General features: G+C 71.3%; 24 protein-coding genes. 7 read left to right on the forward strand and 17 right to left on the reverse strand.

The genetic code is table 11. The features are described from left to right. Window positions 1-95 precede the first annotated feature (95 nt). The 11 genes from FHX46_RS01200 to FHX46_RS01250 form a co-directional block, all read right to left on the reverse strand. The gene (locus FHX46_RS01200) at window positions 96-881 is read right to left on the reverse strand and encodes an ESX secretion-associated protein EspG (RefSeq protein ID WP_167109838.1); all 786 of its coding nucleotides are present in this window, start codon (window positions 879-881) and stop codon (window positions 96-98) included. 10 nt (window positions 882-891) lie between these two features. Further along, complete coding sequence (locus FHX46_RS01205; protein ID WP_167109840.1) at window positions 892-2,202, reverse strand: hypothetical protein; 1,311 nt, start codon at window positions 2,200-2,202, stop codon at window positions 892-894. A gap of 40 nt (window positions 2,203-2,242) precedes the next feature. Continuing rightward, window positions 2,243-2,821, reverse strand: a complete 579-nt coding sequence (locus FHX46_RS01210; protein ID WP_167109849.1) for a DUF3558 domain-containing protein — start codon at window positions 2,819-2,821, stop codon at window positions 2,243-2,245. Next, window positions 2,821-3,207, reverse strand: a complete 387-nt coding sequence (locus tag FHX46_RS01215; RefSeq protein ID WP_167109851.1) for a hypothetical protein — start codon at window positions 3,205-3,207, stop codon at window positions 2,821-2,823. The genes FHX46_RS01210 and FHX46_RS01215 overlap by 1 nt, the downstream gene beginning before the upstream one ends. Window positions 3,208-3,358: 151 nt before the next feature. After that, entirely contained in the window at window positions 3,359-3,817 is a 459-nt protein-coding gene (gene rplI / locus FHX46_RS01220) for a 50S ribosomal protein L9 (RefSeq protein ID WP_167109853.1), read from the reverse strand. Window positions 3,818-3,831: 14 nt separating this feature from the next. Beyond that, window positions 3,832-4,080: a 30S ribosomal protein S18 gene (gene rpsR, locus FHX46_RS01225; protein WP_020423407.1), complete on the reverse strand. Its 249-nt coding sequence runs from the start codon at window positions 4,078-4,080 to the stop codon at window positions 3,832-3,834. A 35-nt stretch (window positions 4,081-4,115) separates the two neighbouring features. Beyond that, the gene (locus FHX46_RS01230) at window positions 4,116-4,604 is read right to left on the reverse strand and encodes a single-stranded DNA-binding protein (RefSeq protein ID WP_167102201.1); all 489 of its coding nucleotides are present in this window, start codon (window positions 4,602-4,604) and stop codon (window positions 4,116-4,118) included. An 11-nt stretch (window positions 4,605-4,615) separates the two neighbouring features. Continuing rightward, window positions 4,616-4,939, reverse strand: a complete 324-nt coding sequence (rpsF, locus tag FHX46_RS01235) for a 30S ribosomal protein S6 (protein WP_020423406.1) — start codon at window positions 4,937-4,939, stop codon at window positions 4,616-4,618. A gap of 81 nt (window positions 4,940-5,020) precedes the next feature. Then, on the reverse strand, window positions 5,021-5,953 hold the full coding sequence (locus FHX46_RS01240; RefSeq protein ID WP_167109855.1) for a hypothetical protein: 933 nt from the start codon (window positions 5,951-5,953) through the stop codon (window positions 5,021-5,023). A 69-nt stretch (window positions 5,954-6,022) separates the two neighbouring features. Then, a complete protein-coding gene (locus tag FHX46_RS01245) occupies window positions 6,023-6,889 on the reverse strand; it encodes a hypothetical protein (RefSeq protein ID WP_167109857.1) in 867 nt (288 codons plus the stop codon). Between the two features lie 68 nt (window positions 6,890-6,957). After that, window positions 6,958-7,761 carry a hypothetical protein gene (locus FHX46_RS01250; protein WP_167109859.1) on the reverse strand — a complete coding sequence of 268 codons (804 nt, stop codon included), beginning with the start codon at window positions 7,759-7,761 and terminating at the stop codon, window positions 6,958-6,960. Window positions 7,762-7,867: 106 nt separating this feature from the next. Between FHX46_RS01250 and FHX46_RS01255 the strand changes: the two genes are divergently transcribed. Then, a complete protein-coding gene (locus FHX46_RS01255; protein WP_167109874.1) occupies window positions 7,868-8,641 on the forward strand; it encodes a deoxyribonuclease IV in 774 nt (257 codons plus the stop codon). A 1-nt stretch (window position 8,642) separates the two neighbouring features. Here the strand turns inward: FHX46_RS01255 and FHX46_RS01260 are convergent, their stop codons facing one another. The 3 genes from FHX46_RS01260 to FHX46_RS01270 all read right to left on the reverse strand — a co-directional run bounded on the left by FHX46_RS01260 (window position 8,643) and on the right by FHX46_RS01270 (window position 13,500). Continuing rightward, window positions 8,643-10,190, reverse strand: a complete 1,548-nt coding sequence (locus FHX46_RS01260) for a glycosyltransferase family 87 protein (protein ID WP_167109876.1) — start codon at window positions 10,188-10,190, stop codon at window positions 8,643-8,645. A gap of 36 nt (window positions 10,191-10,226) precedes the next feature. Then, the gene (locus FHX46_RS01265) at window positions 10,227-12,578 is read right to left on the reverse strand and encodes a transglycosylase domain-containing protein (protein WP_167120977.1); all 2,352 of its coding nucleotides are present in this window, start codon (window positions 12,576-12,578) and stop codon (window positions 10,227-10,229) included. A gap of 523 nt (window positions 12,579-13,101) precedes the next feature. Continuing rightward, complete coding sequence (locus FHX46_RS01270) at window positions 13,102-13,500, reverse strand: DUF5318 family protein (protein WP_167109878.1); 399 nt, start codon at window positions 13,498-13,500, stop codon at window positions 13,102-13,104. Window positions 13,501-13,751: 251 nt separating this feature from the next. Between FHX46_RS01270 and FHX46_RS01275 the strand changes: the two genes are divergently transcribed. Then, complete coding sequence (locus FHX46_RS01275) at window positions 13,752-14,315, forward strand: PadR family transcriptional regulator (RefSeq protein ID WP_167102224.1); 564 nt, start codon at window positions 13,752-13,754, stop codon at window positions 14,313-14,315. Between the two features lie 47 nt (window positions 14,316-14,362). Beyond that, entirely contained in the window at window positions 14,363-15,454 is a 1,092-nt protein-coding gene (locus FHX46_RS01280) for an inositol-3-phosphate synthase (protein WP_167109880.1), read from the forward strand. Between the two features lie 51 nt (window positions 15,455-15,505). Here FHX46_RS01280 and FHX46_RS01285 read toward each other — a convergent pair whose 3' ends face one another. Both FHX46_RS01285 and FHX46_RS01290 read right to left on the reverse strand, forming a co-directional pair. Then, entirely contained in the window at window positions 15,506-16,153 is a 648-nt protein-coding gene (locus FHX46_RS01285) for an HAD family hydrolase (RefSeq protein ID WP_167109882.1), read from the reverse strand. A gap of 28 nt (window positions 16,154-16,181) precedes the next feature. Next, window positions 16,182-16,496: an ArsR/SmtB family transcription factor gene (locus FHX46_RS01290; RefSeq protein WP_167109884.1), complete on the reverse strand. Its 315-nt coding sequence runs from the start codon at window positions 16,494-16,496 to the stop codon at window positions 16,182-16,184. Between the two features lie 56 nt (window positions 16,497-16,552). Here FHX46_RS01290 and FHX46_RS01295 point away from each other — a divergent pair, with 56 nt between their 5' ends. The 4 genes from FHX46_RS01295 (at window position 16,553) to FHX46_RS01310 (ending at window position 21,795) form a co-directional block, all read left to right on the forward strand. Beyond that, entirely contained in the window at window positions 16,553-17,950 is a 1,398-nt protein-coding gene (locus FHX46_RS01295) for an MFS transporter (protein WP_208399959.1), read from the forward strand. A 46-nt stretch (window positions 17,951-17,996) separates the two neighbouring features. After that, window positions 17,997-18,446 (forward strand): MarR family winged helix-turn-helix transcriptional regulator, encoded by a 450-nt coding sequence (locus FHX46_RS01300; RefSeq protein WP_167109886.1) that lies wholly within the window; start codon window positions 17,997-17,999, stop codon window positions 18,444-18,446. Continuing rightward, the gene (locus tag FHX46_RS01305) at window positions 18,443-19,660 is read left to right on the forward strand and encodes an MFS transporter (protein WP_167109888.1); all 1,218 of its coding nucleotides are present in this window, start codon (window positions 18,443-18,445) and stop codon (window positions 19,658-19,660) included. Before FHX46_RS01300 ends, FHX46_RS01305 begins: the two co-directional genes overlap by 4 nt. 86 nt (window positions 19,661-19,746) lie before the next feature. Continuing rightward, window positions 19,747-21,795: a PhoX family protein gene (locus FHX46_RS01310; protein ID WP_167120981.1), complete on the forward strand. Its 2,049-nt coding sequence runs from the start codon at window positions 19,747-19,749 to the stop codon at window positions 21,793-21,795. Between the two features lie 58 nt (window positions 21,796-21,853). Here the strand turns inward: FHX46_RS01310 and FHX46_RS01315 are convergent, their stop codons facing one another. Beyond that, entirely contained in the window at window positions 21,854-23,176 is a 1,323-nt protein-coding gene (locus tag FHX46_RS01315; protein ID WP_167109890.1) for an MFS transporter, read from the reverse strand. Between the last annotated feature and the right edge of the window lie 15 nt (window positions 23,177-23,191).

Genomic DNA, 23,191 nt, shown 5'->3' on the forward strand with positions numbered 1-23,191 from the left:
GTGTCGCGCTGTCGGCAGCGCCGTTGTCCGGGGAATGGGTGCACGCAGAGTAGAAGGTCCCTCGCTCATCCGAGCAAGGGACCGGGATGAACCGATCAGCCCAGCGAAGTCGCTGCGTTGTGTAACCACTGGCCGATGCCCTGCGCGGTACCCGGGGTGAGCACGATCTCCGGCTCACCGCCCCCCGGACGCTCCTCCATCAGCCACCGCCCCCCGGCGATGTCGATGAAGTTGAGCGGCCTCGCGCAGCGGCGCCGCACCCCGGCCCGGTTGCGCACGGCTGCGTACAGGCTCCCGCCACCGGTGCGCGGCGCGTCGAGGATCCGCTTGATCTCCGCGGCCGGCGACTGCACCGCACGCCCCGGTGCGGCCTGCATGATCGATGACGGCCCCTCGTCCCGTGCCCGTCCGTGGCCCAGGACCTCGCTCTTCGGCGCCGCCAGCTGCGCCGAGCCGCCGGGCGGAGCGGGCGGGATCTGCTCGATGAACGCCGGCAGCACCCGTTCCGGCCGTTCGGGCAGCAGCAGGACGCCGTTCTCCTCGATGAACCGGGCGAGGACGAACCCGCCGCCAGGGCCGCTGCCGGTGAAGACCGTGAAGTTCGACGGCCGGTCCGGGAACGTGCCCTCGAACCAGCCGTAGAACTCCACGTGCGGCCGCGCGATCGACTCGATCACCGCCGCGAACTCGCGGTCCATGCCACGCGGACCCATCAGCCCGTGCTCGGCGAGCGCGGCGTTGATGCCCTCGTCGATGAGCCGCTGGTTGGTCTCGTCGTGCCACACCGGCATCGCGGAGAGCGTGTTGTGCGGCTCCGCGCCCCGCCGTTTGATCAGGTGGATCAGCAGTGGGGTGGTGAGCTTGAGCGGTTGGTTCAACACCGTCCGTGCCTCATTCGCCGATGACGGGCGGCGCGGTGAGCTCGTCGGTGCCGAAGAGCTCGTTCGGGTCGTCGCCCACCATGTACTTGTTCTGGTGTTCCTCGTCTTCCTCACCACGGCCGTGACCGCCGCGACCGCCCATCCCGGGCGTGCCCGGCGTGCCCGCGCCAGTGAGGCCCGCCCGCCCACCACCGCGGCCCGCGCCCGCGGCGCCGGGACCGGCGCCCGTGCCGTTCGTCGCGCCGACACCACTGCCCGGTCCGAACGCCCCGCCGATCCCGGCCACACCGGCACCACCCGCACCGGCACCACCGGCACCACTGCCCGAGCCGCCCGGTCCGAACCCACCGGCACCGCCGCCGGGGCCGGAACCGCCGGCCGACGGCGGGGTGTACCCGGTCGCGCTGGTCCCGTCCCAGGCCGGCGGGATGTACGCCCCGGAACCGCCGGCCGGCGAGTAGCCCGCCGGGGCGGCGGTGTGCGGCAACGTGGCCGCGGGGTGGGTGGAGCTGAACCGCGGCAGATCGCCGGCGTGCGCGGGCGCGGCGCCACCCGGCATCCCGCCCGCGCCCGGCACACCGCCGCCCGCGCCGGCACCGCTGGGCACCCCGCCGGCACCGCCACCGTCGGAGAAGACGTTGCCCTGCCAGGCGGAGTACTGCGGCAGCTGGCCCGCGTTGGTCATGCTGGCCTGGTAGTAGTTGTTGAACGCCTCGACGTTCGCCTGGCCTTGCTGGTTGTACTTCTCGATTTGCGAGTCGGTGTCCGACAGCGGGTTCATCCCGTCGAGGAAGCCGCCCTCCGGCGGCTTGGCCGCGATCTCCTGCACCTTCGACTTCACGGTGTGGAAGGCGGTGGCCTGGTCGCCCAGGTAGGTGCTGCTCCGGCCCAGGTTGGCGGCCGAGTCCTGCAACCAGATGCCCAGCGGGTGCGCGCCCGCCTGCACCTGGCCGGCGGCCGGGCCCTTCCAGGCGCTGTCCATCATGTCGTTGATCTGCTGGATCAGCTTGGCGCGGTCGGCGTGGACGTCCTTGAGGGCCGCCGCGGCCTTCGCGCCCGCGTCGAGGGACGTGGTGTCGCCGTTGTGGATCTTCTCCCAGATCTGGCGGGCGTCGATCGACCGGCCACCGATGCTGGCCTCGTGGTGCTGCGCTTCCGGCCCGCCGGTGAAGATGCTCACCAGACCACCGACGACCGCGCCGCCCACGGCGCCGACCGCGGTACCGATGACCGGCACCGCGGTGCCGACCATCGCACCGGCGGCAGCGTAGGTACCGACGGTGGTGAGCGTCCGTCCGGCCTGGTACGAGTCGTTGCCCATGCTCAATCCCTCTTGCTGGCGAAACCGAAGTCGTTGTGCCTCACGCCGTCCCCTTGAGGTGCCGCACCACCGTCGCCGCGACGTCGCCGACGACGGGACACGGGTTGGTGGCGTTCGGACCGGCGAGGATGCTCGAGTTGATGTTGACGACCAGCTCGTCGGTCAGGCCCAGCCAGAGCGCGCAGGTGCCGCTGCCGCGCAGATCGGCGTTGGCCGCGTAGACCGCCGGATACCCCTCGATGGTCGTCGGCTCGAAGTAGGCGTCCTGGTCGCGGTTGGCGTACACCCCGGCCAGACCGGTCTTCTGCTGCCCCAGCGGCGCGAGGAAGATCTTGTTCGCCTCGTGGGCGGCTGATTGCCACCGGCAGGCCGGGCCCCCCGGGCTCGCGTACCGCTCACCCGGTGGCGTCAGGCCGCCTGCCGCGGCGAGTTCGGGTGGCAACGCCGAGCAGGGATCGGCGATGAGGGCGTCGGCAGGCAGCGGCGCCGGGACCCGGAGCGCGGGATCGGCGGACGGCGTACCCGGTTCGGGGGCCGCGGTGCTGCCACCGTTCGAACACGCGCTGAGCAGGCCGGCGGCGATCAGGCCCGCCGCGGCGACGGTGGCTGTGCGGTGCATCAAACCGTCTTGTACCCGCCCAGGGCCCGGCGCGTGTCGTGCTCCGCGTCCTCGACGATGCCGGCGGCCTTCTCCAGCGCCTCGATGTAGCGCTGCACGTAGTCGACCATGCGCTGGTGCTGGAGCTGCAACGTCGTGCCCGATCCCTGGGCGCCCTTGGTCACGAAGTCCTCGCTGGCGAACTCCTTGCCGGGCGGCCGGACCTCGGCGACGGTGTTGGCGTTGGACAGATCCGTCTGCAGGTCGGTCAGGAGCGCTTTCCACTTGCTGATCACGGCGCGCACGTCGTCGGGCGTGAACTCGTAGCCACCGGCGGTTCCGTTGCCGCCCACCTTGATCGGTGCCGGAGGCGGAACCTCGGTGAGCCGGTCGGTCGGTTTGGTCATTCCCGCTACCCCCTCCGTCAGTGTCGCAACCGCGTGATCCCCCCGGGTTGGATGCTAACCCAGGGCCGCTGGATCCCCGCCCTGACAAGCAAAAACCGGGCAGGCCCCGCGAGTTCGCGGAGACCTGCCCGGCCGGAACTGCCGGACGGCCTTACTGGCCGGCCTTGACCTCGAGGCGCACCGACGCCTGCACATCGGGGTGCAGCCGGGCGTTCACCGAGTGCTTGCCGACGGACTTGATGTGCCCTTCGGTCTCCAGAACGCGCTTGTCGAGCAGCGGGCCGCCCGCCGCCTTGATCGCGTTGGCGATGTCGGCGGTGGTGACCGAGCCGAACAGCTTCTTCGAGCCGGCGGCGGCCTTCGCGGTCAGCTCCACGGTGCCGAGGCCCTCCAGCGCGGCCTTGATCTCGCGGGCGTGGTCGAGGTCGCGGATGCGGCGGGACTCCTGCGCGCGGCGGATGGTCTGCACGTTCTTCTCGGCACCCTTGGTCGCCGCGATGGCGTAGCCGCGGGGCAGCAGGAAGTTGCGCGCGTAACCGTCCTTGACCTCGACGATGTCGCCGGGGCCGCCGAGGTTGGCCACGTCCGTGGTGAGGATGATCTTCGCCATGATGTGGTCCCTCCTCAGCGCGCGGTCGAGGTGTAGGGCAGCAGCGCCATCTCGCGGGAGTTCTTGACCGCGGTGGCGATGTCGCGCTGGTGCTGGCTGCAGTTGCCGGTCACCCGGCGGGCACGGATCTTGCCGCGGTCGGAGATGTACTTCCGCAGCAGGTTGGTGTCCTTGTAGTCGATGAGTTCCGGGTGGCCCTTCTGCTCGGCCTTGCAGAACACGCAGACCTTCTTCTTGGGCTTGCGGATGGGTGGCTTGGCCACGGTGATGCTCCTGGGAATTCGGTACGAGTGGTTGGTCAGAAGGGAGGCTCGTCGGCGAAACCGCCGCTGTCGCCTGCCGGCGGGGCCGAGCCCCACGGGTCGTCGGCGGGGGCACCACCGCCGGCGCCGCCGCCGTAACCGCCGCCGCCGCCGCTACCGCGGCTGACCTTGTTGACCTTGGCGGTGGCGTAGCGCAGCGACGGACCGATCTCGTCGACCTCGAGCTCGACGACGGTCCGCTTCTCGCCTTCCTTGGTTTCGAACGACCGCTGCTTGAGGCGGCCCTGCACGACCACGCGGGCACCGCGGGTCAGGCTCTCCGCGACGTTCTCCGCCGCCTGCCGCCAGATGTTGCAGCGCAGGAACAGCGCCTCGCCGTCCTTCCACTCACCGGACTGGCGGTCGAAGGTGCGGGGCGTGGACGCGACGGTGAAGTTGGCGACCGCAGCGCCGGACGGCGTGAATCGCAGCTCGGGGTCGGACGTCAGGTTGCCGACCACGGTGATGACGGTGTCTCCGGCCATGGGCTGTTGCCTCAGGCCTTCGCCGCGGCCTTGGCGGCCTTGCGCGGGACCGGCTTGCGGACGACCTTGGTGCGGAGCACGGTCTCCTGCAGCGACAGCTGCCGGTCCAGCTCCTTGACCGCGTCCGGCTCGCTGTTGAGGTCCAGCACGGCGTAGATGCCCTCGGCGTGCTTCTTGATCTCGTACGAGAGCCGGCGACGGCCCCACACGTCGACCTTCTCCACGCTTCCGCCGGACGTGCGGATGACGTTGAGGAACGTGTCCAGAGTCGGGGCGACCTTACGCTCGTCGAGCGTGGGGTCGAGGATGACCATCACCTCGTAATGGCGCGACACAACCACTCACCTCCTGTGGGCTTCACGGCCACGGGCTTTCCGTGGCAGGAGGGCTTGCCGGGTTACCAGGTTACCTGGCGGCTAGGACAGTTTGCGCAGCACCCAGGTCCGCACCAGCGCGGCGCTCACCCCGGCCAGCGCGACCACGGCCAGGAGCATGGGCAGCTGGACGTTGCCGGTGGCCGGTTCGCCCCCGATGGCACTGGCGTTGCCCGCGTTGCGCACGTCGGCCTGACCGCCGGCGGGCGCCGGAGTCGGGGCGGACGCGCCGCCGAGCACGCCGATCTGCGGCAGCACCTGGTCGGGCAGCGTCGTGGTGGACGGGTAGAGCGCGCCGGGTGGCACCGCGGTGCCGGCCACGCCCGGCACGGCCGCCGGGATGTTGCCGTAGTTGCGCGGCGGGGCGGTGGCCGAACCGGTGCCGGAGATGCCCGGGACGGAGCTGACCTGCCCGGTGCCCGGCGCCGGGGTGGTCGTGCCGGGCTGCGAGGACGACGGGAGGGAGGGCTGCGTGTAGTTGCTGGCGTAGGCGGTCAGCCCGCAGTTGCCGGAGACCTTGCGGGAGATCGCGTCGAGGGTCTTGCGCTGCTGGTCGGAGCCGGTGCCGAGGCCGGTCGCGAACCCGTCGCCGGCCTGTTTCAGCGTGGTGGTGACGGCGGTCGCGATCGCGTCGCCGCCGATCGTGCCGCTGGGCGCGTTCGCCGGCACCTGACCGACGGGGATCGCGCCGGCGGCGGAGACGGTGTCCGCGATCTTCTGCGGGTCCACGCCGTTGAGGTGCAGGAACCACTCCTGCTCCTGCGCGCCGGCCTTGACCACGCCGGCGAGGTCCTTGCCCTGCACGGCGACCGTGTCGCCGAGCGCGCCGAGCACCGTGCCCGAGCACGCCGGGGAGAGCACGGTGCTCGCGGAGGCGGTCCCCGTCGTCAGCAGGGAGCCCCCGGCGAGGGCCGCGGCGACGGCGGCGACGGTCAGCGCTCTTCGGGTGGTCTTCATCAGGCTGGTGTTGCGCACGAGCGCGGTCCTCCAGTGATCGCAGGCGTGTCCCCGGATGGGGTTAACGACGAGCGGACCCAATGGATACTAAGTGGTAGCTCCCCGTAAGACCCACGCGCGTACGAGACCCGCGCTGACACCCGAAAGAGCGACAACCGCAACGAGCATCGGTAGCGCGACGTTGCCGCTGCCTCCGGGTCCGGCCGGCAGGGCCTCGGCCCGCCCGGCGTTCTGCACGCCCGGACTGGCCTTCCCGGGCTGCTGCTGGCCGAGCGTGCCGTACTCGGGCGCGTAACCGGGGATCTCGCCGCCGTAGCGCAGGCCCGGCGAGGGGGCCCACAGCCCGGGCGTCGCGAACGGCAGGCCGGCGTAGTTGCGCATCGGCGCGAACGCGCTGCCCGAACCGAACGGCAGGAGGTCGAACGTCGCCGGGTCGCCGCCCAGCACGGGACTGGTCGCGCCGGGGATCAGCGCGGCCGGGGCGCCGCCGGCGGTCCCACCCGGCGTGCTGCCCGGCGGCGTCTGCTGGGCGCCACCACCGCCCGGCGGGGTCTGCGGCTGCGGCCCGCTCGCGCTGCCGCCGCCGAGCGCCTGGCCGGCCCGGTTGACGGAGCTGGTCACGCCGTTCGTGGTGCCCGCGACGGTGCCGTTGACCGCGCTCGCGGCCGGCGGACCCACCACCGGTACCGGCGAGACCACCGTGTCGACCACCTTGACGGTGATCTGGCACAGGCCGCCGAGCAGCCCGCCGACGATCGAGGTCAGCCCGTCGGTGACGGTCCTGAGGCCGAGCGGCGTCTTGATGACGTCGCCGGGTTTGGCCGTGACGGTGTCACCGCATTTGGCCGTGATCGTGTCGGCGTTCGCGGTGCCGGGCAGGGCGAGCGCAGCCGACCCGGCCAGTACGAAGGCGGCGGCACCCGCCGCGACGGTCCTGCGTGCCCGACCCTGCATGTTCGTCCTCCAGCGCGTCGCTACTGGTTCAACGAAGCTAGGGCAGCTACGTGACGCGTGCATGCCGATCAGGCTCGCCGCAGCCACGCACGGGTGAGTGCGGTGGCGACGATCGCGAGTGCGAACACCGCGATGATCAGCGGTAACCGGTCGGGGACGGGGACGGCCGGCATGGCCTCGGCGGCGCCGGAGCTCTGCGTGACCAGCGGCGGTTCCGTCCCAGCCGGTGGGAGGACCTCGGGCGCGGCCGGCGCCGTCCGGGTCAGGGCGGACAGCGCTGCCGGCGAGGTGATGCCGGCGCCGGCGAGGAAGCCACCGGTGACGAACGAGACGGGCACCGTGCCCGCTCCCGGCCCCGGCGCGGGGGTGTTGGGCGCTGCGGTGTTGGGCGCGGGAGTACCGGGCGCGGTCGTGCCGGGCGCCGGGGTCGCGCCGCCCGGCGCGGGTCGCCCGGCCGGCGGGGCCGGCTGCTCGCCGGAGGTGAGGTCCTGGGTGACCGTGGACAGCGCGTTCACCGTGTGCTGCGCCGCGGGGCAGACCTGCTCGGTGGCCAGGTCGCCGACCACCGGGGCGTCGCCCACCCGCAGGGCCTTCGCGAGGTCGGCGACGGGCAGCGGCAGCAGCGGTCCGCGCTGGTCCGGACCGGTCGGGGCGGAGTCCGTCCCGGTGCCGACGGTGACCACGCCGGGCTGGCCCAGCGGGGCGCCGGCGTCGACGGTGAGGGCGTGACCGGGCTCGTCGCGCAGGGTCGCGCCGCAGCTGCCGGCCAGCGCGGGCCCGGCTGGGTCGGCGAGGGCCCCCGGCGCGGTCAGCGTGGCGGAGGCCGCCAGCACGAACCCGGCGACTCCGGCGCGGCGCGCGGTCTTCCGCATCGCGTCCCCCCAGCACTCAGGTGATGTCCCGGACCGCGCTCACGGTACTGCACGAAGTCCGGCCGGCTGGCGCGAACCGCGCCGCTTCCGCCGGTAGCGTGGGCGCATGCAGATCGGTGCGCACGTTCGCGACGACGACCCGCTGACCGCGGCCAAGGAGCGCTCGGCCGACGTGGTGCAGTTCTTCCTCGCCGACCCGCAGGGCTGGAAGAAGCCCGTCGCCCAGCCGCCGAGGGCGGACATCGAGGCGGCCGGGGTCGAGGTGTTCATCCACTCCCCCTACATCGTCAACGTCGCGTCGCTGAACAACCGCATCCGGATCCCGTCGCGGAAACTGGCCGCCCAGCACGCCGCGGCCGCGGCCGAGATCGGCGCGAAGGGCCTGATCGTGCACGGCGGCCACGTCGGCAAGGGCGCGGACACCGCGGAGGGCCTGGCGAACTGGCGCAAGCTGTTCGAGCGGCAGGCGGCCGACGGCGGGTTCGCGGTGCCGATCCTGATCGAGAACACCGCGGGCGGCGACGGGGCGATGGCGCGGGAGATGGACGTGCTGGCGCGGCTGTGGGACGAGGTGGCCGAGTTCGGCGCCGGGTTCTGCCTGGACACCTGCCACGCGTTCGCCGCGGGCTGGGAACTCGGCGATGTGGTCGACAAGGTCCGGGCGATCACCGGCCGCATCGACCTGTTGCACCTGAACAACTCGCGCGACGAGTTCGGCTCGGGCCGCGACCGGCACGCGAACGTCGTGCACGGCGACGGCACCATCGACCCGGAGGCACTGGTGGCGGTCGCGGCGGCGGCCGGGGCACCGGTGATCGTGGAAACCCCGGCCGACGGCCAGGCCGACGACATCGCCTACCTGCGGGAGAAGCTGGGCTGACTCACCCCGCGTGCCGCGGGCGGCGGCGCCGGAGCACGACCACGTCCCTGGCCCGGTCCAGCACCCCGCCGGCCGGGTCGTCGTCACCGGCGGCGCGCACGGCGTCCGCGGCCGGCCGGTAGATCTCCCGGACCACGAGAACGCACAGCCCGACCACGGCCAGGTCCCGCAGCACCACGAACCCGAGGAACCAGTCCGGCGGCAGTCCCTTGTGGTCGGTGCCGAGGTAGTAGAACATCCGCGGCACCCAGACCAGCGCGTCGAGCAGCATCCAGCCCAGCAGCAGCCGCCACCGCGGGATCGCCAGCACCGCGAGCGGCACCAGCCAGAGCGAGTACTGGGGGCTCCACACCTTGTTGGTCAGCAGGAACGCGGCGACCACCAGGAAGCACAGCGGCGCCAGCCGCGGCCGCACCGGCGCGGCCAGCCCGACGTAGGCGATCCCCGCGCAGCAGGCCAGGAACAGCGCGGCGCTCACGATGTTCAACCAGGTCGGGCTCTGCCCGGGCGCGAGCGGCCCGTCGAAGCCGGGCCAGCCGGTGAAGTAGGAGATCACGTTGTAGATCGAGTCCGGGTCCATGCCGCGTTGCGCGTTGAGCCGGAAGAACTCCTGCCAGCCGGCGTTCAGGGTGAGCGCGATCGGCAGGTTCGCCGCGAGCCAGGCCACCAGCGCGGTGCCCGCCGCGGTGGTCCATTCGCGCAGTTTGCCGGCCCGCACGCACAGCACGAGCATCGGCCCGAGCAGGAACAACGGGTACAGTTTGGCGGCCGCTCCGAGCCCGAGCAGCAGCCCGGCGAGCGCGGGTTTCCGGCGCGCCCAGGCCAGCAGGCCGGTCGCGGCGAACGCGGTCGCGATCGTGTCGAAGTTGGTGAACGCGTGCACCAGCACCAGCGGCGAGATCGCGGCGAGGCAGGCGTCCCACGGCCGGCGCCGGGCGGTGCGGCCCACCGCCCACACGGTGATCAGCCAGGCCGCCGCGAGCCAGAACGCGGTGATGTCGAAGTAGAGCACCACCGGCAGCCCGCCGGGCAGCCATCCGGCGTCGGCCGCCGCGTGCCAGCCCGCGGCGAGCTTCGCGTTGACCCACTGGAACAACCCGGTCAGCACCGGGTACTCCATGTACCGCACCTGCGCGCTGGGCGTGCCGGCGTCGTCGACCCAGCTCGTCCGGTACGGGAAGGCACCGGCCTGATCGAGCCGTTCGGCACTGTACAGCGGGACGACGTCGGAGTAGCACATCGCGACGTAGGGGCGGCCGGACCGCCAATCCAGCTGGGTCTGCCCGCTGTCGTCGACGTACTGCTGGATGCAGCTCGCCTTCCCGAACCAGCACAGCATCAGCGCCAGCGTGGCCAGCGCCAGCCCCACCCGCTGCGGCGTCCAGAACCAGTGGCGCCCGACCGCCGCATGTTCGCCGAGCGGCCCGCCGATCGGTCTGCTCGCGGCCGCGACCAGCGGGTCGGTCCGGGTCGGCGCGACCCGCTGGCCCGCGTCGAGTGACGCCGGCACGGGCTCCGCTGAGGTGGTCTCGTCGGTCGGGCTGGACACCCGCGCGATGTTACGGGCTGCCCCGTGAGTCGGGGATCAGCCGCTGTCGCCGCGGGTGTCCGTCGGCCCGAAGTCGTTGCCCGGCGGCCAGGTCGGGACGGTCACGCGCGACCGGCTCGACGTCGGCGCCTCCGTGGGTTCCGTGTTCGACGAAGACGGCGGCAGGGAGGTGGGCGGCGTGGTCGAGCCCGACGAGCTCGGCTTCGTGGGCGGCGTCGACCGGCTCTGCGACGTCGAGTCCTCCGTGGCGGCGGCCGCGGTCTTGCCGATCGGCGCGACCGTCGGGAACTTCTCGCTGGGCTTGTCCTTGAGGTAGTCGTTCAGGAACTGCTGCCAGATCTTGGCCGGCAGACCCGTCGAGGACACCGCGTTGCCGTCCTTGTCGCGCAGCGGCGTGTTCTTGTCGCTGCCGACCCAGGACGCGACGGAGACCGACGGCGTGTAGCCGACCATCCACACCTGCGAGTTGTCCTTGTCCGACCCGCTGCCGTTGCCGGCGCTCGCGTCGTACTGCTGGGTACCGGTCTTGCCCGCGCACTCGTGGCCACTCGGGCAGCTGAGCTTGGAGAACTGGATGACCGGCTTGAGCGCGGTGGTCACGTTGCCCGCGATCTGCTTGCTCTTGTTCGAGTCGCCCTCGGCGAAGGCCGGCTTGGGATTGCTCGGCGCCTGGTAGACGACCTCGCCGTCGCCGGGCTTGGTCATCTTCTGCACGAAGTGCCGGTCCAGGTACGTCCCGTCGTTGGCGATCGTGGCGTACCCCGACGCCATGTCCAGCGGCGTCGCCGCGGTGGACCCACCACCCAGCGCGATGTTGTTGTCCACCGCCTTCAACGACCGGACACCGGCCTCCTTGGCCGCGTCGGCGACCGCCTGCGGGCCGGTGATGTTGGCGACCATGTCGAAGAACACGGTGTTGGTCGACCGCATGGTCGCCTCCGCGACCGTGCACTCCTTCGAGCAGCTGTTGGACACCCCGGCGTTGTTGATGTAGCGCGGTGAGCCGTTGGGCAGCACGCCGAACTGGCGGTGCGTGGAGCCGTCGAAGGTCTCGCCGAGACCCTTGCCCATCTTCAGGAAGGCGACCAGGTCGAACGTCTTGAACGACGATCCGGGGTTGCGTGCCGTGTCGCCCCAGTCGATGTAGTCGGTCTTGTCGTTGGGGCCGCCGTAGTAGGCGACCACGCCCCGCGTCTTCGGGTCCACCGCGACGAGTGCCTTCTTGAGCGTGGCCGGCTGGCCCTGCATCACCTGGTTGACGGCCTGCTCGGCGATGCGCTGCGCGTTCGGGTCGATGGTCGTGTAGATGTCGTAGCCGCCGGCCTGGAGCCGCTCCTTGGGGAAGCCCGCGGCCTCCAGTTCGTCCTCCACCTGCGCCTGGATGAACGCGTTGTTCCCGGTGATCGCCTGCGGCTTGGTCTGCTCCCGCGGCAACGGGGTCGGGAACTGGGCCGCGTCCCGGTCCGCCTGGGACAGCCAGTGGTTCTTGACCATGTTGTCCAGCACGTAGTTCCAGCGCCTGGTCGCGTATTCGGCGTTCTCCGACTTCGACGGGATCTGGATCACACCGGCCAGCAACGCCGCTTCCGACGGGGTCAGCTGCGCCGCGGGCTTGTTGAAGTAGGCGTGCGCGGCCGCCTCGATGCCGTAGGCACCCCGTCCGAAGTAGACGATGTTGAGGTAGGCCGTGATGATGTCTTCCTTGGACTGGGTCTGGTTCATCTTGAACGACTTGACCAGCTCCGTGGCCTTGCGGGTGAGCGTGTGGTCCTCTTTCGCGGTGGCTTTCTTGATGTACTGCTGGGAGATGGTCGAACCACCGCCCTGGCCATCGGTGAGGTTGTAGTAGACCGCTCGCAGGATGCCCATCGCGTCGAAGCCGCTGTTGGTCTCGAACGTCGCGTCCTCGGCCGCGTACACCGCGTGCTTCACGGTGTCGGAGATCTGGCCGGGCTGGAGGATCTGCCGGTTCCCGGTGGTCGGGATTTCCTTGCCCATCACCGAACCGTCGCTGTAGTGGTAGGTCACCACCTGTTCCTGCTGGGCCAGCACCTCCTCCGGCGTCGGCACGTCGACCAGGAAGTAGGCGATGGTGAACGCGATCGCCGGGAGCACGACGAACACCCCGAACAGGGCGTAGAGGACGCGCCGGATGATCTTCCAGCGGCGCTTCTTGCGCTGCTTCGGGGTCAGCGCCGCCTTGTCCTTCTTGCCCTTCTTGTTCTTCTTGCCGTTCCCGACCTCGGCGTCATCGCCGTCATCGGCGGGTGCGCCGTCGTCCGGACCGGACTCGTTCAGCGCGACCGGCTCGTCGACGTAGTCGTCGAATTCGTCGTACCCGTGGTTGAGCTCGCTGTGGGTGAGCAGGCCCGGCTCGGACTCGGCCATCCCGGGCCGGCGGCCGGCTCCCACGCCGGGGCCGGGTGGCCGGCGGAAGTCGTCCCGCGGCGGGTTCTGCGGCCCGGGCGGCGGCACCGGCGGCGGCCCCGGCGGCGGACCGGGGCGGCGCGGCGGTGTTGGCGGCGGCGGGGGCACGCGGTTGCCTGCGGGCGGGACGCGCCGGGTGCCGCGCGGGTCGTGGTCCGGACCGTTGGGCCGGCCCGGTCCGGCGCCTTCGGCGGGCCACTGGGGAGCTTGGGGACCTTGCGGGCCCTGCGGGCCTTGGGGGCGCTGGGGACCGCGCGCCGGGGGGCGCTGGGGAGGCATCGGGCCCTGCGCCGGGCGCCGGGGCGGTTCGTTGCCGCTCGGCCAGGCCGGCTCACCCTCACCCGGCCACTGGGCACGGTGCGGTTCGTCCGGCTCCTGACCAGGCCAGGAGCGATTGCGATGGTCGTTCACGAGTGAGCCTCCCAGACCGGCGGTACACCGGGCGCCGTTCTGTGATCGAGTGCCGGCGCTGCGCTTCGTGCCCTCACTGTCCGGCTGTCCTCCGGGACGGTCCGTGCGGCGCCCCGTTGCCGAGGACGTACGACCGCACCAGGTGGTTCCAGCGGCATGCCGGGCACACCTCGACCACGTGCACGGTGAACTCTCCCACGCTCCCGGCCAGCCGGGCCAGCTCGGTGGGGGTCCGCGCCGATCCGGACACGTGCCGCAGCTGTTCGCCGAACACCCAGGACACGTTCGTCAGGCCCGCCTTCCCGCACAGCGGGCAGGGAGCCTCGCTCGGTTCACCGTGGAACCGGGCCGCCCGGAGCAGGTACGGATCGGCGTCGCAGACGTCGCGCGTGCCGACCCGACCGGCGCGGACGTCGGCCAGCAGCGCACGGCGCTGCAGGACGTAGTCCACCACCTGTCGCTGGTTCTGCACGCTGACAGCGTACGTGTCCGCCGTGTGCCCACCATGAGCTGTACGGCGTAACGGTCTGGACCGGACGTGCGACACGCCGACCATTCGATAACACTCTGGTGAACGTTGCGGTGTGTCGTTCACCTCGTTCCGGGTGATCGTTGATGTTGGCTACACCACTTCGATGTATCGGCCCGATATAATTCGGCGTTAGGTTGCCGGAGTGTCGTGGGAGTCCGGGAGTCTGAAGAGTCTTCGGAAGGGGGTGCACCGTGCTGGAGTTCGCCATCCTGGGGCTGCTGCACGAGGCACCGATGCACGGCTACGTGCTGCGCAAACGGCTGCACGACACGCTCGGCATGTTCCGCACCTTCTCGTACGGTTCGCTGTATCCGACGCTGCGCCGGCTGCAGCGGGCCGGGTTCATCGAAGAGGCCGACAGTGACGTCGGGCAGGCCGGAGAGCCCGTCAAGGGCTGGGGCCGCCGCGCGCGGACGGTGTACAAGCTCACAGCGGAGGGCAAGGAGCACTTCGCGAAGCTGCTCGCCGACGCCGGGCCCCAGACCTGGGAGGACGAAGGGTTCGGGGTCCACCTCGCCTTCTTCTCCCGGACACCGGCCGATGTCAGGATGCGGATCCTGGAGGGCCGGCGACGCCGGGTCGAGGAACGCCGGGAAGGGCTCCGGGCGGCACTCGCCCGGGCCGAGGAGAAGATCGACCGCTACACGCGTGAGCTGCACCGGCTGGGGCTGGAGAGCAGCGAGCGCGAGGTGCGCTGGCTGAACGAACTGATCGCGCACGAGCAGGACGAGCAACAACGCGGGCTTCAGAGCTGAGACCGCATCCCGAAGGCAAGACATCACTGAACGAAGGAGAAACCGGCATGGGCGACAACAGCGGCCGCGTACGGGTGGCCATCGTTGGCGTCGGAAACTGTGCGGCGTCGCTGGTGCAGGGGGTGCACTACTACCGCGACGCCGACCCGGCCTCGCGGGTGCCCGGCCTGATGCACGTGCGGTTCGGCCAGTACCACGTCGGTGACGTGGACTTCGTGGCCGCGTTCGACGTCGACGCCAAGAAGGTCGGCCAGGACCTGTCGTCCGCGATCCTCGCCAGCGAGAACAACACCATCAAGATCACCGACGTGCCGCCGCTGGGCGTGCCGGTTCTCCGCGGCCCCACCATGGACGGGCTGGGCCGCTTCTACCAGGAGACGATCGAGGAATCCGACGAGGAGCCGGTCGACGTCGTCGCCGCGCTGCGCGAGGCCCAGGTCGACGTGCTGGTCTCGTACCTGCCGGTCGGTTCCGAGCAGGCGCAGAAGTTCTACGCGCAGTGCGCCATCGACGCCGGTGTGGCGTTCGTCAACGCGATCCCGGTGTTCATCGCCTCGGACCCGGAGTGGGCGCAGAAGTTCACCGACGCCGGGGTGCCGATCGTCGGTGACGACATCAAGTCCCAGGTCGGCGCCACCATCACGCACCGCGTGCTGGCGAAGCTGTTCGAGGACCGCGGGGTCCAGCTCGACCGCACCATGCAGCTGAACGTGGGCGGCAACATGGACTTCAAGAACATGAAGGAGCTGGAGCGGCTGGAGTCCAAGAAGGTCTCCAAGACGCAGGCCGTCACCTCGCAGATCGACCGCGACCTCGGCAAGGCCAACGTGCACGTGGGCCCGTCGGACTACGTGCAGTGGCTGGACGACCGCAAGTGGGCCTACGTCCGTCTGGAGGGCCGCGCCTTCGGTGACGTCCCGCTGAACCTGGAGTACAAGCTCGAGGTGTGGGACTCGCCGAACTCGGCCGGCATCATCATCGACGCGGTGCGCGCCGCGAAGATCGCCCTCGACCGCGGGGTCGGCGGCCCGCTGCTGTCCGCGTCCTCCTACTTCATGAAGTCGCCGCCGGAGCAGTACGACGACTCGACCGCGCGCGACTCGGTGGAGAAGTTCATCACCGGCGACCTCGAGCGCTGACGTCCGAGGAGGCGGGGCCCGGCTCGTCCGGGCCCCGCCTTTCTCATGCCCTCAGTTCTCCTGCCCCAGCGCGGCCGGCAAGTCCGCCACGGTGTCCAGGACGCGGTGCGCCCGCGCCAGCACCGCCGGGTCCGGCGGGAAGTGCGGATTGGGCACCGCGTAGACCGACATGCCCGCGGCCAGCGCTGCCTTCAGCCCGTTCGTGGTGTCCTCGACCGCCGCGCACCTCGTCGCGTCCACCTTCAGCCTGCGGGCGGCTTCGAGGTAGACGTCCGGCGCCGGCTTGCCCGCGGGCACCTGTTCGCTGGACACGGCGACCTCGACCAGACCGGTCAGGCCGGTCGCCGTCAGGAACGCCGTGATCAGCACCGGCGGGGACGAGCTGGCGATCGCGACCGGGTAGCGCTGCCCGACCGCGCGGACGGCTTCCGGTGCGCCGGGCAGCACCGGCGGACCGTCGGCGTAGCGGTGCGCCATCCCGTCGATCACGACGTGGGCGATCCGTTCCGGCGTCAGCCGCGCGCCGAGCTCCTCGACCAGGTACCGCGCCCATTCCGGGGTGCTCATCCCCTGCATCGCGCGGGTCGCCTCCGCGGTCCAGGTGCCGCCGTGCTCGGCGACGACCGCGCGGCGCACCTCGTCCCAGGTCTGTTCGGAGTCGACGAGCACCCCGTCGAGGTCGAATACCACCGCGTCCATGTCGCGCACGGTACCGGGGTGGGTGCGGCTATTCCCGCGCGGCGAGGCGCAGGATCGGGTCGAGCAGCCCCGGGAAGCGGTGGTGCAGGTCGTCGGCGCGCAGCTGGACCCGGCGGTGCCTGCCGTCGACGCTCATCGCGATCAGCCCGGCCTCCCGCAGGATCCGCCAGTGGTTGGTCAGCGTGGACAGGGGCACGTCCAGGCCGTCGGCGAGTTCGGAGCAGCTCGCGCCGGGTGCGGTCGACGCCCGGCGCACCAGTTCCAGGCGCACCTGGTCCCCGAGCGCGTGCAGGACCGGCGCGAGGCTGAGTGACTCCGGGGCGGGCTGTGGCAGCGATCGCATGCCCCGAAGTTACCAAAGATTCGACACTACGGGATTATCGAAGTATTGTCCCTGGCATGACGACTGTGGGATCGCCCGTGGACACGGGCAGCCGATCAGGCCGCGCGGCACTGCTCGTGATGACCTGTCTCGGCCAGTTCATGGTGCTGCTGGACAGCACCATCGTGGGCGCGGCGCTGCCCGACATGGCGCAGCGGCTGCACACCGGGCTGACCGGGCTGCAGTGGATCGTGGACGCCTACGTGCTGCTCGTCGCCATGCTGTTGCTGTCCGGTGGGGTCTTCGCCGACCGCTTCGGCCGCAAGCGCGTGTTCCTGGCCGGGGTCGCGGTGTTCACCGCCGCGTCCCTGCTGTGCGCCGTGGCACCCTCGATCGGCTGGCTGATCGCCGGCCGGGTGGTGCAGGGCATCGGGGCGGCGGCGCTGAGCCCCGCGTCACTGGCCCTGCTCGGCGCGGCGTACCCGGTCCCCGGTGAGCGCGTCAAGGCGATCGGACTGTGGGCCGGGTTCAGCGGCATCGGGCTGGCGGCCGGACCGCTGGCCGGCGGCATCCTCGTCGAGGCGTTCGGCTGGCCGGCCATCTTCCTGGTGAACCTGCCGATCGGCGTGGTGCTGCTGCTGGCCGGGATGCGCGTCCTGACCGAATCGCGCAACACCGGCGCGCCGGCGATCGACGTGCCCGGGACGGTCCTGTCCGTCCTCGGCGTGGGGGCGCTGACGTACGGGCTGATCGAAGGCGGCTCGCGGGGCTGGACCGACCCGGTGATCCTGGGCAGCTTCGCGGTGGCGGTGGTGGTGCTCGCGGTGTTCGTCGCCGTCGAGGGGCGCCGGAAGGCGCCGATGCTGCCGCTGCGGCTGTTCCGGGAGCGGCTGTTCAGCGTGGCCAACACGGCCATGGTCGTGGTCGGGTTCGCGTTGATGGGTTCGTCCTTCTTCTTCTCCCAGTTCTTCGTGTCCGTGCAGGGCAGCTCGATCCTGGTGGCCGGGCTCCAGACCCTGCCCGCGACCCTGGCGATGGTCGTGGTGAGCCCGTTCGCGGGTCGGCTCGCCGCCCGGCACGGCTTCCGGATCGTGGTCACCGCCGGCCTGGCGGTCGCCGGGGCGGGCCTGCTCACCCTCGGCTTCGCGGACGCGAGCACGGGATACGGGAACGTGTGGTGGCGGCTCGCGCTGACCGGCATCGGGTTCGCGCTCACCATGTCGCCGCTGACCGGCGCGGCCATCCAGGCGGTCAGCCCGCGGGAGGGCGGGCTCGCGTCGGGAGCCAGCAGCACGGCCCGGCAGATCGGCGCGGTGCTCGGCGTGGCCGTGCTCGGGGCCGTCGTCCGGGGCCGGGAGGCCGCCGGGGCGTCCTTCGGGGCCGGGCTGGGCAGCGCCTTCGTCGTGGCCGGTGCGGTCACGCTGGTCACGGCCGTGGTCACCGGCGTGTGGCTGGCGCGATCGCGGACCGTGTGAGCCGATTAACTTAGACAACCTAAGCAATAACGCTTAGGCTAGCTAAGTGAATCCAGGAGTAGCAGAGCTCGCGCGTGAGCTGCGCCCGCTGGTCTTCCGCCTGTACTACGTGGTGCGGCGGCTGACCCCGCAGCACCGGCTCACCCTGACCCAGGGGTCGGTGCTGAGCGAGCTGGTCCACGGCGGCCCACGCCGGATGAGCGTCCTCGCCGAGCTCGAGGGCGTCCGCCAGCCGTCCATGACGGACCTGGTCCGCCGGCTGGAGCGGCTCGGCCTGGTCAGCAGGCGGTCCGATCCGGACGACAAGCGCGCGGTGCTGATCGAGGCGACCGAGGCCGGCACGCGGTACGTGACCGAGCTGGTCGTTGCCCGCGAGGAGTTCCTGCGCGAGCGCCTGACTGCCCTGGATCCAGCCGACCGCGACGCGATCGACGCGGCGCTGCCGGCCCTGCGGAGGCTCATCGATCCGGTCAAGAAGGAGGAACTGCTCCCATGAGCAGTCACGGTCACGGCAGCCTGCTGGACGCCCTCAAGGGACAGCCCAAGCAGGTGTGGATCACGGCGTTCGCCGCGGTCATCGCCTTCATGGGGATCGGGCTGGTGGACCCGATCCTGCTGTCCATCGCCAAGGGGCTGCACGCCACGCCGTCCCAGGTCACCCTGCTGTTCTCGTCCTACCTCGGCGTCCAGGTGATCGCCATGCTGGTGACCGGCGCGGCGAGCGCCAAGTTCGGTCCGAAGCGGACGGTCCTCACCGGACTGACGCTGATCGTGGCCGCGACCGCGCTGTGCGCCGCGGCCGGGTCGATCGAGCAGCTGGTCGCGCTGCGTGCCGTGTGGGGATTGGGCAACGCGTTCTTCATCGCCACCGCGCTCTCGGTGATCGTCGGCGCGGCCACCGGTGGCCAGGCCGGCGCGATCCTGCTCTACGAGGCCGCGCTCGGGGTCGGCCTGGCGGTCGGGCCGCTGCTCGGCGCCCTGCTCGGCAGCTTCTCGTGGCGCGGGCCGTTCGTCGGCACCGCGGTGCTGATGGCCGCCGCGCTCGTGCTGTGCTCGATCTTCCTGGCCACCGACAAGCACGACCAACGCGAACCGATCCGGCTGCTCGACCCGCTGCGTGCGCTCAAGCACACCGGCCTGCTGCGCACCTCGATCGGATCGGCCTGCTACACCGCCGCGTTCTTCACCGTGCTGGCCTGGACCCCGTTCGTGCTCGGCTGGAGCGCCGTCGCGGTCGGGCTGGTCTTCTGCGGCTGGGGCCTGTGCGTCGCGGTCGCCGGTGTGGTGCTCGCGCCGAAACTGGCCGGGAAGCTGGGTGAACGGCACGCCACTGTGGTGTCCGTGCTCGGCTACGCGGTGCTGATGGTGGTGCTCGTGGTGCCGGCCAAGCCGGTGGTCGTGGCCGCCGTGATCGTCTCCGGGCTGGTGTCCGGACTGCTGAACACCCTGTTCACCGGCACCGCCATGTCGATCAGCGACGCGCCGCGGCCGGTGGCCAGCGCGGGCTACAACTTCTGCCGCTGGCTCGGTGGCGCGGTCGCCGCGACGCTGGTCGGGCACGTCGCCGAGTGGCTCGGGTCGGAGCACGCCCCGTTCGTCGTGGCCGCGATCCTGTGCGTCGTGGCCGGTGGTCTGCTCGCGGTGCGGACCAAGGCCGCCGACCCGCACGAGGTGCCGCGTGAGGCGGTGCTCGTCGGCGAAGAGCTTTGATCTCTGTTCACCTTCAGTTTCCGGGCACCTGGTCTCCGTCGCTTACCGTCACGGACGTTTCCCCTGACTGAGTGACTGGAGACCAGGTGTCCTTCACCCCCGGGCGGCTGCTGCCCCTCCTGACCCACCCGAGCGGCAGAGCCGCGACCACGTGCCTCTACCGCTGCGGCAACCAGTGCGCGCACGAGGCGCCCAACACCTCGACCAACACCTACTTCGGCGACGTCGTCCAGGCCGTGTCCCGGCGGGGCGCCTTCAAGGCCGGTGCGGTGATGGCCGCCGCGGCCGGCGGATTCGCCGCGATGAACGCCCTCGGCGGGGCCACCGCGACCGCCGCCGTCCCGCCGGCACTCGCCGGCCGGGGACGCCCGGTGCCCGGCACCGACTTCACCCCGGTCCCGCCGAACCGCGCGGACGCGGTCGTCATCCCGGACGGCTGGGCGCAGAACGTGGTGATCCGGTGGGGCGACCCGGTGGTGCCCGGCGCGCCGGAGTTCGACATCGCCCGGCAGACCGCCGCCGCCCAGGCGAAGCAGTTCGGCTACAACAACGACTTCGTCGGGCTCGTCCCGCAGGACCGCCAGGGCAAGCGCTTCCTGATGGTGGTCAACCACGAGTACACCACCGAGACGCAGATGTTCCCGCCCGGCCAGTACGACCCGGCCAACCCCACCGAGGAGCAGGTCAAGATCGGCTGGGCCGCGCACGGCTTGTCCGTCGTGCTCGTCGAGAAGCAGCGCGACGGCGGCCTGTCGGTCGTGCCGAGCCACTACGGGCGCCGCATCACCCTGGACACCACCTTCGAGGTGCGCGGCCCGGCCGCCGGCTCCCAGTACCTGAAGACCTCCGCCGACCCGACCGGCACCAAGGTCCGCGGCACCCAGAACAACTGCTCCGGCGGTGTGACCCCGTGGGGCACCGTGCTCTCCGGCGAGGAGAACTTCCACCAGTACTTCGCCAACTCCGACAAGGTCACCGACCCGGCCGAGCGGGCGCGGCTGACCCGCTACGGCATCGGCAAGGGCACCACCACGCGCAAGTGGGAGCGCTTCGACAAGCGGTGGGACGTGCCGAGCGAGCCCAACGAGGTCAACCGGTTCGGCTGGGTCGTCGAGATCGACCCCAACGACCCGGACTCCACCCCGGTCAAGCACACCGCGCTCGGCCGCTTCAAGCACGAGGCCGCCAACGTCAAGATCACCGCCGACGGGCGGGTCGCCGTGTACTCCGGTGACGACGAGCGCTTCGAGTACATCTACAAGTTCGTGTCCAAGGGCAAGTACAAGCCCGGCACGAGCGCCCACGCCCGCCGCCACAACTCGGCGCTGCTCGACGAAGGCACGCTGTACGTCGCGAAGTTCACCGGTGACAGCCCGGCGGGCCAGATCGACGGCACCGGCAAGCTCCCCGCCGACGGCGAGTTCGACGGCCGCGGCGAGTGGATCCCGCTGGTCAGCGGCAACAAGTCCTTCGTGGACGGTTTCACCGCCGAGGAGGTCTACGTCTTCACGCGCCAGGCTGCCGACAAGGCCGGCGCGACCAAGATGGACCGTCCCGAGGACATCGAGCCCAACCCGGTCAACGGGCGCATCTACGCCGCGCTGACGAACAACACCGACCGCGGCGCGGCCGGCAAGGCCGGCGTGGACGAGGCCAACCCGCGGGTGGGCAACAAGAACGGGCACATCCTGGAGTGGGCGGAGGACCGCGACGACGCGGCCGCCACGACGTTCTCCTGGCGGCTGCTGCTGGTGTGCGGTGACCCGGCCACGGCCGACACCTACTTCGGTGGTTTCCCGAAGGACCAGGTCAGCCCGATCTCCTGCCCCGACAACGTGGCGTTCGACCCGTACGGCAACCTGTGGATCGCCACCGACGGCAACGCGCTCGGCACGAACGACGGCCTCTTCTCGGTGCCGGTGGACGGCCCGGAGCGCGGTCAGGTCAAACAGTTCCTCACGGTGCCGATCGGCGCGGAGACCTGCGGCCCCAACGTGACGAGCGACTTCGTCACGGTCGCGGTGCAGCACCCCGGCGAGGGCGGCACGGTGACCAACCCGCAGTCGCACTGGCCGGACGGCGGCAGCAACCTGCCGCGCCCGGCCGTCGTTTCGGTGTGGCGCAAGCGCCGCTGAACTGATCGGCCCGGCCCCCGGGGAACGCGGTTCCCCGGGGGCCGGGCCGATGCCCCGCTCAGGACTTCCGAGCCGACTCGGCCTTGAGCCGCGCGCCCAGCACGAGGGCGACCAGCGCGCCGGCGACCATGCACACGCCGACCACCCACAACCCGGTGCGCTGGCTGCCCGTCAGGTCCCGCAGCCAGCCCGTCACGTACGGCGCGGCGAACCCGGAGACGTTGCCCAGTGAGTTGATCAGCGCGATCCCTCCGGCGGCCGATGCTCCGGACAGGAACGTCGACGGCAGCGCCCAGAACGTCGGAAACGCGGCACACACCCCCACGGCGCAGATCGTCACCGCGACCATCGCGGCGTACGGGTTGCCCAGGTACAGCGCGATCGGGATGGCCGCCCCGCCGACGATCATCGGCAGCGCCACGTGCCACTTCCGCTCGCGCGTGCGGTCGCCGTGCCGCGCCCAGACCACCATCACCACCGCGGCCACGACGTACGGGATCGCGGTCACCAGACCGGCCTGCACGGTCGACAGCTTCGTCCCGAACTGCTGGGAGAACCCGGCGATGATCGTCGGCAGGAAGAACCCCAGCGCGTAGAGGCCGTAGGCGATCGCGAAGTAGACGAACGCGAGCCCGAGGATGCGCGGGTGGGTCAGGGCCTTGCGCAGCGGCCAGTGGTGCTCGGCCTCGGTCGCCTTGCGCTCGTTGTCCAGCTCGGTGGTCAGCCAGCGGCGCTCGTCCTCGGTGAGCCACTTCGCCTGTTCCGGCCGGTCGGTCAGGTAGAACCAGGTCACGAACCCGAGCAGGATCGCGGGGATGCCCTCGACGAGGAACATGAACCGCCACCCGGACAGCCCGAACGCGCCGTTCCCGTGCGCGATCAGCAGGCTGGACACGGTCGACCCGATCGCCGACGACACCGGCACGGCGGCCATGAACAACGCGATCGCCTTGGCCCGCTGCGCCGCCGGGAACCAGTACGTGAGGTACAGGATGATCCCGGGGAAGAAGCCCGCCTCGGCGACGCCGAGCAGGAACCGCATGATCACCAGCGTGGTCGGGTTGGGCACGAACGCCAGCACCGTGGCGACGATCCCCCAGGTCACCATGATCCGCGCGAGCCAGCGCCGCGCGCCGAACCGGTGCAGCGCGAGGTTGCTGGGCACCTCGAGCACGAGGTAGCCGAGGAAGAAGATGCCGGAGGCGAACCCGAACGCCGTGGCGGACAGCCCCAGCTCCTTGTTCATCCCGTTCGGCCCGGCGAAGCCGATGTTGACCCGGTCCAGGTAGTTCACGAAATACAGCAGGGCCAGGAAGGGCATGATCCGCAGCGCGACCTTGCCCAGAATCCGGTCACCCTCGGCGATCGTCCTCGTTGGCATCCCCGCATTGCATGC

The organism is Amycolatopsis viridis, assembly GCF_011758765.1.
GTDB classification, from domain to species: Bacteria; Actinomycetota; Actinomycetes; order Mycobacteriales; family Pseudonocardiaceae; genus Amycolatopsis_E; species Amycolatopsis_E viridis.